The 9622-nt window shown below is 50.8% G+C and carries 10 protein-coding genes; 3 read left to right on the plus strand and 7 right to left on the minus strand.

All coding sequences use genetic code 11. From position 1 onward, the window contains the following. Positions 1 to 512: 512 nt before the first annotated feature. Positions 513 to 1187 (plus strand): RadC family protein, encoded by a 675-nt coding sequence (radC, locus tag ACTHUT_RS09795; RefSeq protein WP_440385736.1) that lies wholly within the window; start codon positions 513 to 515, stop codon positions 1185 to 1187. A gap of 59 nt (positions 1188 to 1246) precedes the next feature. Here radC and ACTHUT_RS09800 read toward each other — a convergent pair whose 3' ends face one another. From ACTHUT_RS09800 to ACTHUT_RS09815, 4 genes are all read right to left on the minus strand, one after another. Beyond that, positions 1247 to 1513, minus strand: coding sequence for an NF038104 family lipoprotein (locus ACTHUT_RS09800; RefSeq protein WP_440385737.1), 267 nt, complete (start codon positions 1511 to 1513; stop codon positions 1247 to 1249). After that, positions 1501 to 1833, minus strand: a complete 333-nt coding sequence (locus ACTHUT_RS09805) for a hypothetical protein (RefSeq protein ID WP_440385739.1) — start codon at positions 1831 to 1833, stop codon at positions 1501 to 1503. The genes ACTHUT_RS09800 and ACTHUT_RS09805 overlap by 13 nt, the downstream gene beginning before the upstream one ends. 147 nt (positions 1834 to 1980) lie before the next feature. Continuing rightward, positions 1981 to 2727, minus strand: a complete 747-nt coding sequence (aqpZ, locus tag ACTHUT_RS09810) for an aquaporin Z (protein ID WP_440385740.1) — start codon at positions 2725 to 2727, stop codon at positions 1981 to 1983. Between the two features lie 300 nt (positions 2728 to 3027). Then, positions 3028 to 6081, minus strand: a complete 3054-nt coding sequence (locus ACTHUT_RS09815) for a DNA translocase FtsK (protein WP_440385741.1) — start codon at positions 6079 to 6081, stop codon at positions 3028 to 3030. Between the two features lie 164 nt (positions 6082 to 6245). Between ACTHUT_RS09815 and ACTHUT_RS09820 the strand changes: the two genes are divergently transcribed. Together ACTHUT_RS09820 and ACTHUT_RS09825 are read left to right on the plus strand one after the other, a co-directional pair. Further along, complete coding sequence (locus ACTHUT_RS09820) at positions 6246 to 6923, plus strand: energy-coupling factor ABC transporter permease (RefSeq protein WP_440385742.1); 678 nt, start codon at positions 6246 to 6248, stop codon at positions 6921 to 6923. An 81-nt stretch (positions 6924 to 7004) separates the two neighbouring features. Next, positions 7005 to 7364, plus strand: a complete 360-nt coding sequence (locus tag ACTHUT_RS09825; RefSeq protein ID WP_440385743.1) for a CrcB family protein — start codon at positions 7005 to 7007, stop codon at positions 7362 to 7364. 49 nt (positions 7365 to 7413) lie between these two features. Here the strand turns inward: ACTHUT_RS09825 and ACTHUT_RS09830 are convergent, their stop codons facing one another. From ACTHUT_RS09830 to rbfA, 3 genes are all read right to left on the minus strand, one after another. Continuing rightward, a complete protein-coding gene (locus tag ACTHUT_RS09830; RefSeq protein WP_440385744.1) occupies positions 7414 to 8040 on the minus strand; it encodes an NAD(P)H-hydrate epimerase in 627 nt (208 codons plus the stop codon). 22 nt (positions 8041 to 8062) lie between these two features. Next, on the minus strand, positions 8063 to 8977 hold the full coding sequence (truB, locus tag ACTHUT_RS09835) for a tRNA pseudouridine(55) synthase TruB (protein WP_440385745.1): 915 nt from the start codon (positions 8975 to 8977) through the stop codon (positions 8063 to 8065). 69 nt (positions 8978 to 9046) lie between these two features. After that, positions 9047 to 9418, minus strand: coding sequence for a 30S ribosome-binding factor RbfA (gene rbfA / locus ACTHUT_RS09840; RefSeq protein WP_003685554.1), 372 nt, complete (start codon positions 9416 to 9418; stop codon positions 9047 to 9049). Positions 9419 to 9622 lie beyond the last annotated feature (204 nt).

A 9622-nucleotide genomic window follows, 5' to 3' on the forward strand; every position in this document is an offset into this window, starting at 1 on the left:
ATAAGGTTTGGCTGAAGACGCAGTGGTTGCGGTCATAATGGCAATACTCCAAAAAGAAAGACGAGTACCGGCAAAACGGATTTTCGAATGGGTGATAAAAAGCTGTTTGATTGCTGGCGGGAGTCGGACGGAGGCCGTCTGAAACTCTTGTAAAGCGCACAGGCAGCGTGGATAGAAAGCAGTTTAAGCCTCAGCTTTTGCTCTCGGCAAACTCAATATTATATTAGCCTAAGCCTCATAGGGGCAATATGAAAATGCTTGTAGCGGCTGATTTGAAACAAATAGGAAAGGAAAGGCAGGCAGGGGAACAGGATAGCGAAAATGGGTAACGTTGTTTTTCTGCACAAAAGGGTTTAATTTATATTCAAATGTCTTAAAAAATAATTCAAGATAGAATAAAATACGCAAATTGCATTAATTTGCTAAAGCCATAATGGATTACGTTTTATATCGGGTGAGGCGGTTTTGCTCAGAATTGAAACTAAATCCTCTATATGAATAAAAGGGAAAACATGAGTATCAAAGAATGGCCCGAAGGGGAACGACCGAGGGAGAAGCTCTTGGCGCACGGTGCAGCGGCGTTGAGTGATGCGGAGTTGCTGGCGATTTTGCTGCGTGTCGGAACGCGCGGCATGAGCGCGGTTGATTTGGCGCGTTATTTGTTGAGCGAGTTTGGCAGTTTGGGAAAGCTGATGAGTGCGGATGCCAAAACACTTTCTGCTTGCAAGGGCATGGGTTTGGCGAGCTATACTCAGTTTGCCGTGGTCAAAGAAATCGGACGGCGGATTTTGGGTGAGGATTTGCAGGAGCAGATGGTTTTGTCAAACCCGAAATCGGTTGCGGATTATCTGCGCCTGCATCTTGGGCATGAAAAAATCGAAGTCAGCGTTGCGTTGCTGCTCAACCGTCAAAATCAATTGATTGCGGTCCGGGAATTGTCGCGCGGTACGGTGGCGGAAAACACGGTTTATATTCGTGAAATTGTCAAATTGGCATTGGATGAATATGCCGACAGTTTGATTTTGGCACACAATCATCCGGGCGGCTCGGCAAGGCCGTCTGAATCTGATGTGCAGTTTACAGAGCGTTTGAAACAGGCTTTAAGTTTGGTGGATATTACGCTCTTAGACCATTTTATCGTAACTGCAAAAGAAACCTGCTCTTTGCGCGAACAGGGCTATATGTAAGGATGAATGTTCAGACAGCCTTGGTAAGATGGGTTACTTTACCGAGGCCGTCTGAAGGATTATTGCGTTACTTCATCGGAGGACTCTTCCTTATAGATGATTTCTTCCGATTTTGGCTTTTCTTTGCTCTTTTCTTTGTCCTTGTCTTTTTTGCCGTCAGGAATGGCAGCATCAATCACTGCACCCGTTCCTTTGACAACCAATTTTCCGGCAGTCAGGACGGTTGTCGCAGCCAAATCGACAGCCGCGCCTACAACGCAGCCGTTAAGCGTCAGGCAAAGGGCAAGTGTTGGAAGCAGGCGTTTTGCACATTTCAATGGCTGCATCCGCAGTGTCCTTCATGATGATGGCTGCATCCGAGTGCTTCTTGCCAAGCATCGTCGTCGCCGTCAAATTCTTCGACTTCGTCAAATTCACCGTTTTCTACCATGCTTACCAGCTCTTCCAAGCTTTCTGCGCCTTCTACCCAAAAGCAGGGAATATCGGGCGGTGTGTCGGGGGCAAGCAGGGCGGATTGTTGGTCGTGCCAAGCAATCCAGTAGCCGTTTTGCGTTTGTACGAATACGGCATCGGGATGGATGGTTTCGTTTTCAGTATTGACCAGCATTCTGGCGGCGATATCGGTTTGAAAAGGTAAGGTTTGCATGATGGTTTGAGAATGTGGGAAAAGAAAGTATTGTAACATGGCAAAAACAAACGCACCGTCTGAGTCAGGCGGTGCGTTTGTATCTCGGCAACTTGGGTGCGGACGGTTTAGGGTATCGGCCGCACCGGAAATATCATTCCGTTCAGATTATTTGTCGTCGTTGTTTGCCAAAACAAAGCGGTAAATAGCCGCGCCAACTGCTGCGCCGGCAATAGGAGCCAACCAGAACAACCACAGTTGTTCAACAGCCCAGCCGCCTTGGAACAAGGCAACGCCGGTAGAGCGTGCAGGGTTGACGGAAGTATTGGTCACAGGAATGCTGATCAAGTGAATCAGGGTCAGACCCAGGCCGATGGCGATAGGGGCGAAGCCGGCCGGAGCCAGTTTGTCGGTAGAACCCATGATGATGATCAGGAAGAATGCGGTCAGGACGAATTCGATCAGCAACGCGGCCATCATGTCGTAACCGTTAGGAGAGTGTTCGCCGAAACCGTTGCTGGCAAAGCCGGAAGCAACAGCATCAAAACCGGTTTTACCGGAAGCAATCAGATACAGAACGCCTGCAGCGGCAATCGCACCGACAACTTGGGATACGATGTAAGGCAACAGGTCTTTACCGTTGAAACGGCCGCCGATGAATAGGCCGACGGAAACGGCAGGGTTGAAGTGGCCACCGGAAATATGGCCGACGGCGTAAGCCATGGTCAGTACGGTCAAGCCGAACGCCAAGGCGACACCGGCAAAGCCAATGCCGAGTTCAGGGTAGGCTGCTGCCAATACTGCGCTGCCGCAGCCGCCGAATACCAGCCAAAAAGTGCCGAAAAATTCTGCAAAATATTTTTTCATTTGTTTTTCCTCGTAAAGGGTGGGGGTGTTGCCGAAGGCTTGAATCATAATAATATTGTTTCTAATCGAAAAACGGATTTACCTGTTTTTTCCGGTCTTGACAAAAGGCCGTCTGAAAATGGTGACAAACGGGTAGAGATATGTATTTTGTAGGTTGAGTTTGGTTGATTGAACTTTGTTTATTTGTGAAGCAAATACCGTCAATGTAAAAGCATTTAGATTTGTAAGAAATGTTGTTTATAGATTACTTATTTGCTTGTTTATTTGATTGGAATTGCTGAACCATATCTGATTTAAAAAGGCCGTCTGAAAAGTTTTCAGACGGCCTTAATTTTAAACAAGGATAAATTAATCCAGATGGTCGCTGCTTTGCGCCAAGATGGTGCGGTTGCCGTTGTTTTCTGCCGGGGAAACAATACCGTCGGCTTCCATTTGTTCAATCAGGCGGGCGGCGCGGTTGTAGCCGATGCGCAGTTGGCGTTGGATATTGGAAATGCTGGCCTTACGCGATTTCAAGACAACGGAAACGGCTTCGTCATACATGGGGTCGAGGTCGCTGTCGTTGCTGCGGCTGGTGCCGGTAAAGTCTTCGGTGGAACCGTTGCTCAAAATATCGTCGATATAGTCGGGTGCGCCAAATTGTTTCAGGTATTCCACTACGCGGTGAACTTCATTGTCGGAGGCGAATGCGCCGTGTACACGTTGCGGATAGTTGGTACCGGGTAGCTGGAACAGCATATCGCCTTGGCCGAGCAGGTTTTCCGCACCCATTTGATCAAGAATCGTGCGGCTGTCGATTTTGCTGGACACTTGGAAGGCAATGCGTGTCGGAATATTGGCTTTAATCAGGCCGGTAATAACATCCACGCTTGGGCGTTGGGTGGCAAGAATCAAATGGATACCGGCTGCGCGTGCTTTTTGGGCGAGGCGGGCAATCAGTTCTTCAATTTTCTTACCGGCGGTCATCATCAGGTCGGCAAACTCATCTACGACGACCACGATAAACGGCAGTTTTTCCAATGGCTCAGGATTTTCAGGCGTGAGGCTGAACGGGCTGCCGATTTTTTCGCCACGAGCGGCGGCTTCGGCAATTTTTTGGTTGAAACCGGCAAGGTTGCGCACGCCCATAAAGCTCATCAGGCGGTAGCGTTTTTCCATTTCGTTGACGCACCAGTTCAGCGCGTTTGCAGCCAGCTTCATATCGGTTACGACAGGGGCGAGCAGGTGCGGAATGCCTTCGTAAATGCTCAACTCCAGCATTTTCGGGTCAATCATAATCATGCGCACGTCTTCAGGCGTTGCTTTGAAGAGCATGGACAGAATCATGGCATTCACACCTACGGATTTACCCGAACCGGTCGTACCGGCAACCAGCAGATGCGGCGCTTTGGCCAAGTCGGTGACGACAGGCTGGCCGGTGATGTCTTGGCCGAGTGCGAGGGTGAGTTTGGATTTGGATTCGGTAAACGCAGGCGAATTGAAGATTTCGCTCAAGCGGATCATTTGGCGTTTCGGATTAGGCAATTCCAAGCCCATGCAGGTTTTGCCGGGGATGGTTTCCACCACGCGGATGGAAGCCACGCCAAGCGAGCGCGCCAAGTCTTTTTCAAGATTCAAAACAGCACTGCCGCGCACGCCGACATCAGGCTCAATCTCGTAGCGCGTAATGACCGGGCCGGAATAGGAGTCCATCACTTTGACTTTAACTTTGAACTCGGCCAGTTTTTCTTCGATGGTAATGCTGTTTTCCAACAACTGTTCTTCAGTTTGCGAGGCGCTCGGGTCAAACTGCGGCGGCAGGAGCAGGGCAGTGGTCGGCAGGTGTGCCTCGGTCAGTGTTGCCGAAGTTGGAATCGCTACGCTTGGTGTATCTTCTTGAACGTTGGGTTCTACGGTTTGCACAGGTGTTTCAACGACTGTCTGTGTATATTCAGACGGCCTTACGATTGTTTCAATAGATTCAACAGGTTTAATCGTTTCAACCGCTTGAATCGCTTCTGTTTCCTCTTGTACAGGCGCTTCTGGCTCACCATCTAATTCTGTTTCTTCTTCCGCAGATTCGCTGATTAAATAATCGCGGATACTGCGTTCAGGCTGGTTGCTGACGTGCGCATTGACTTGTGCATCAAAAATCGGCACTTGGATTTTATGTTCGAAAGCAGGCGGCTCGGGAATATCAATCGGCGCAATCGAGGTTTGGAAAACGGGCGGCTCGGGAATATCGGTTTTCGCCATCGGGACGACCGGTACGGCAGGCGGCTCGACTACGGTTGCGTTTGGTGCGGCAGGTCGGGAGATATAAGGGGATTTTTTAACAGGCGCAGCCGGTTTTGGACGGGACGGCGTTGCCGGTACGGCAGGTTGTGGTGCAACAGCTTCCGTAGCAGCTTGTTTACGTGCCCATCTTTCGGCGGCCGCTTCGGTATGGCGAACTTGACGGCGTAAGCTGGCAGGACGGCTGATTTGTCCCAAGTTGGCCAAAATTTCGTCATTTTCAATGGTGCGCGGAGAGTAGTCGCGCAAAGGGGCGACGGCAGCGGCCAGTTTGTGGCGCGCGGCGGTACGGCGGGCAAGGTTGTCGTGAATATCTTCCGCTTGGATTTCAGAAGGAAAAGCCTGCATGGAAGTATAGGGGAGTATGGCTTCTTTTTCGGCAGTTCTTAAGGCCGTCTGAACGGTTTCGATGTGCGGCGCATTGGCTTCTGCCACGCGGACATTGTTGGCGCGCGCCAAGGCACGCTCGCGTGTGCGGCGCAAAATAGGGTCGTTGTAGTCGATGATTTCCATGCCGGTCATCGGCAGGGATGAAGCGCGTAACAATGGAGTTTCGACTTCGTCTTTGTAAATCGGCGCATTTTTTTCGGCCAAATGCTCGTTCCATTCTTCAACCGCTGCTTCATGCAGGGAACGGGTGGCTTCTTCTAATGTGATTTCTTCAAAATTGCTGTTTTGCACCAAAGATGGGCTGTATTCGGGCGTTTCCATTTGTGCAAACGGCGTGATTTTAGGAATACGTTCCGGCTTGGCAGATTTGCGGGTTTTAGGCGCAACTTTGATTTCTTCCTCGGTCGCTGCGATGTGTTCCGGCTCTTCGGCAACGGGTTCTGCTGCGTGCTCTTCGTTTGTTTCGGCGCGTTGCATTTTATTGTGTTCGAGCGCGGAAAGCAGGCGGATGCGGGCGATTTTATGGTTGTCGGCGGTGCGCTTGTTCATGCTGAACAAACGTTTCAGGCTGTCCAGTTGGCTGGCAAAACCGACCGGGCTGTCTTCTTCGTTGATTTCTTCTTCATCGCCACTGAGTCGGGCCAATTCTTGGCGCCACTTTTGCTCTTGTTTCTGGCGCCACCAGAACAATCCGGCTATGACAGCCAGCAGAATTAAAGCCAATATTGTCCAAAGCATGCGTCCATCCCCTTAATTAAACGGCAAAGTCCGTTATTCTAACGCTTTTTTCAGGTAAACAAAACCAGCCGAAACAAGCTTTAACGGCAAAGGCAGACAGGATTGTCAAAGCTGTGGCTTGAGGCGCGTATAATAGGCCGTCTGAACATTTTGCGGATGAGAAGATGATTTTTCAAAACGGATGGTTTCCCGTTGGTGTCGTGATGGCGGCATGGCCTGTGTTGCTGGTGATTTTTGCTTTGTGCGCAAAGCAGGCATGGGTGTCGGTATCGCAGCATCGTTCCGCATTTTTGTTGGCTGCCGTGATGTTGCCGCTGGCTTGGAGTTTGAATGCCTCCCCGGAAAGCGGACAACTGGCCGGCATGAGCTATCATTTGCTCGCCTTGAACCTGACGGCTTTAATGCTGGGCACCTCTGCTGCGTTCTGCATCGGCGTTTTGCTGTTTTTTCCATATTTGTGGCTTTGGGGCGATTGGCATATGTTCCCCATCAATGCCTTGTCCGTATTGCTTCCGCCTTTGTTGGTGAACTTGGGCTTCCGCCATTGGGTGACGCGTTTGCCTGCCAATATCTTTATCTTTATTTTTCTGAATGGTTTTTGGGCCGCGGCGGTCGGCATGGTGTTTACCGGCGTGGTTTTGGTCGGTTTGTTGAACTGGGCGGATGTATTTGATACGGCGGTATTATGGAAAACCGCTTTTCCTGTTTTCTTCTTAATCGCTTGGGCAGAGGCATTTTTGAGCGGTATTTCAACAGCCATTTTTATCGCGCTTAAGCCGCAATGGATTTGTACTTTTGATGACGGCAGGTATTTGAAATCTGCGCCTAAGATTTGGCAATAAGATATGAAGGCATCTTTGTGTGGTTTTCAGACGGCCTCATGACCGGATGGCCTGTTTTTTGAATTGAATTCTTAACGTATTATGTTTGCTTATATTTTTCCCATTGTTTGCGGCGCTGCCGTCGGGGCTGTATTGCGTTGGCTGTTTGGCTTGGTGCTGGTGTCTTTTACGCCTTTTTCTATTGGTACATTGGCGGCAAACTGGCTGGGCGCGCTGCTGATCGGCGTATTGGCAGAACTCTTAACCGATCCGCAATGGCGTTTGCTTTGGATTACCGGATTTCTCGGTAGCTTGACCACATTTTCAGGTTTTTCAGTGGAGATGGTGGGTTTGATGCAGGCGCAACGCTGGGGCATGGCTTTGATGGCAACCTGTCTGCATGTTTTCGGTTCGTTTGGTTTGACGGCACTGGGGATTAAATTGGCGCAGATTTGGAAGTAAGCAAAAGTTACAGGGTGCAAAATTGCACCCTGTTATTTTTTATAGGTATTCAATCAATGCCAATAGGTAAACAGACGGTTTCTTGACAATAGGTTTTGCCGGACTCGCTTAAATGCGCCGGTTTGTAGGCGGCAAAGGTGTAGGTCAGGTCTGCGCGGAATGTGTCGGGATCGGCTTCGGCGGTGTCGCAGTTGAGGCCGGTGGGAATATCGAGGGCGACTTTCAGGCCGTCTGCATGATTGAGTTGGCGGCAGAGGGCGGCGATTTCGGTTGGAAGCGCGCCGCTGAAGCCTGTGCCGAATATGCCTTCGATAATGATGTCGTAACCGTTTTTCAGACGGCCTTCCAGTTTTTGGACGGATATCAATTCAATATGGGGCAAACCGTTGAGGCGTTCTTGATTGGTTTGAGCCAAGGAGGAGAGGTTTTCTCCGAGTGAAAACAGAATATCGATGTGCCAACCTTGCGCCTGCATATATCTTGCCATGACTAAGCCGTCGCCGCCGTTGTTGCCTTTGCCGCAAACGATCAGGGCGCGTCCGGCTTGAGGGTGACGCTGCATGAGGTCTCGGGCGGCAGAGCTACCGGCGTTTTCCATTAGTTGGTCGAAGCTTGTGCCTTTATCGACGGCTGCTTGTTCGCGTTCGCGCATTTGGGCGGCGGTATAGACTTTCATGATCGGCTCTCTTTGCAGGAAGTTATTGGTCGGCGGTATTCATCAGGCGCAAGGCTTTCAGACGGCCTATTTCTTTTTGATATTCCACCAGCCCGATAAATGTGCCGTCTCGGTTGTACACACGGATGGGCTGCTCGGCGGAAATGTCTTCGGTGAACTGGGGACGTTGGCCGTGTTTGAGCATGGTAACGGCGTAGTCGTTTAGCTCAAGTTTGGGGAAATGTTGCACCAAGACATCGCAAGGCAGCAGCAGGGCATCGCGTTCGGCTTCGTCCAATTCTGCCAAGGCTTCGAGCGTGTGGCTTTGGGCAATGGTAAAGCCGGCGGTTTCAGTACGGCGCAGGGCGGTCAGGTGGGCGAATGTGCCGATGTGTTTGGCGATGTCTTCGCTGAGGGTGCGGATATAAGTACCCTTGCTGCAACGTACGTCTATCACGGCTTTGGGTGCATCAAATTCAGTGATATCAATGGAGTAGATGGTAATATCGCGCGCTTTGCGTTCGATAACGATGCCTTTGCGTGCGTATTCGTACAGCGGTTTGCCTTCGTGTTTGAGGGCGGAAAACATGGGTGGAACTTGGCGGATATCGCCCGTTAAGGCTTGGCAGGCCGTCTGAAATTCGGACAATGAAATATCAGCGCGTGCGGTGGCGATGATTTCGCCTTCGGCATCGCCCGTGCTGCTGGCTTCGCCCAGTTTCAGCGTGGCGGTATAGGCTTTGTCGGCATCAATCAGGTATTGGGCAAACTTGGTCGCTTCGCCGAAACAAACAGGCAAAAGCCCTGTGGCCAAAGGATCGAGTACGCCGGTATGCCCGGCTTTTTCGGCACGGAATAAACGCCGCGCTTTTTGCAGGGCGGTATTGCTGGAAAGACCTTCGGATTTGTCGAGGAGAAGAACGCCGTTGACCGGGCGTTTGGTGGGTTTGGCTGTCATATTAAGTAGGGGGAGTGTTAATGTTCAGGCCGTCTGAAAGGGTTCAGACGGCCTGCGTGTTTTAATCAATCAGTCTTCAACCGGTTTTTCCGCCGCCACTTGGTCGATCAGGCTGGAAATGCTCATGCCGCGTTCGAGTGATTCGTCGTATTTGAAGTGCAGCTCGGGCGTTTTGAAGAGTTTGATGCGTTTGGCCAATTCGCTGCGCAAATGGCCTTTGGCGTGTTCCAAAGCTTCTTCGGTGATGTCGCGTGTGCTGTCGTCGAGGACGGTGTAGAACACGGTCGCGTGGCTGTAATCGCGGGTAACTTCGACTTCGTTGATGGTGATGAAGCCTGCGCGCGGATCTTTCAGGCCGGTGCGGACGAGTTCGGCCAGTTCGCGCATAATTTGTTCTTTGACACGGTCTTGGCGGGCGTAGCCGCGTTGGGGTTTTCTCATGGTTTTCCTTGATGTATGGCAGGCTGTCGTTTTCAGACGGCCTGCGGTTTGGATTTTGAACAGCTGCCTATTATAACGGAGCGCGGTTTATTGTGCTTGAACCGAGAAAGGCATATCGATTTTTTGCCATTGCGCGCTTTCGTAGTCCAGCGCATCGGCGATGAGGGGGTGTTGCTCCAGCCATTGGGCGTTGATGCGCAAGAT

It is taken from the genome of Neisseria sp. P0022.S010 (genome assembly GCF_051956635.1).

Bases quoted from the DNA above. Each gene is read 5' to 3' on its own strand.
- radC (WP_440385736.1), top strand. From the start codon at position 513: ATGAGTATCAAAGAATGGCCCGAAGGGGAACGACCGAGGGAGAAGCTC.
- ACTHUT_RS09800 (WP_440385737.1), bottom strand. From the start codon at position 1,513: ATGCAGCCATTGAAATGTGCAAAACGCCTGCTTCCAACACTTGCCCTT.
- ACTHUT_RS09805 (WP_440385739.1), bottom strand. From the start codon at position 1,833: ATGCAAACCTTACCTTTTCAAACCGATATCGCCGCCAGAATGCTGGTC.
- aqpZ (WP_440385740.1), bottom strand. From the start codon at position 2,727: ATGATTCAAGCCTTCGGCAACACCCCCACCCTTTACGAGGAAAAACAA.
- ACTHUT_RS09815 (WP_440385741.1), bottom strand. From the start codon at position 6,081: ATGCTTTGGACAATATTGGCTTTAATTCTGCTGGCTGTCATAGCCGGA.
- ACTHUT_RS09820 (WP_440385742.1), top strand. From the start codon at position 6,246: ATGATTTTTCAAAACGGATGGTTTCCCGTTGGTGTCGTGATGGCGGCA.
- ACTHUT_RS09825 (WP_440385743.1), top strand. From the start codon at position 7,005: ATGTTTGCTTATATTTTTCCCATTGTTTGCGGCGCTGCCGTCGGGGCT.
- ACTHUT_RS09830 (WP_440385744.1), bottom strand. From the start codon at position 8,040: ATGAAAGTCTATACCGCCGCCCAAATGCGCGAACGCGAACAAGCAGCC.
- truB (WP_440385745.1), bottom strand. From the start codon at position 8,977: ATGACAGCCAAACCCACCAAACGCCCGGTCAACGGCGTTCTTCTCCTC.
- rbfA (WP_003685554.1), bottom strand. From the start codon at position 9,418: ATGAGAAAACCCCAACGCGGCTACGCCCGCCAAGACCGTGTCAAAGAA.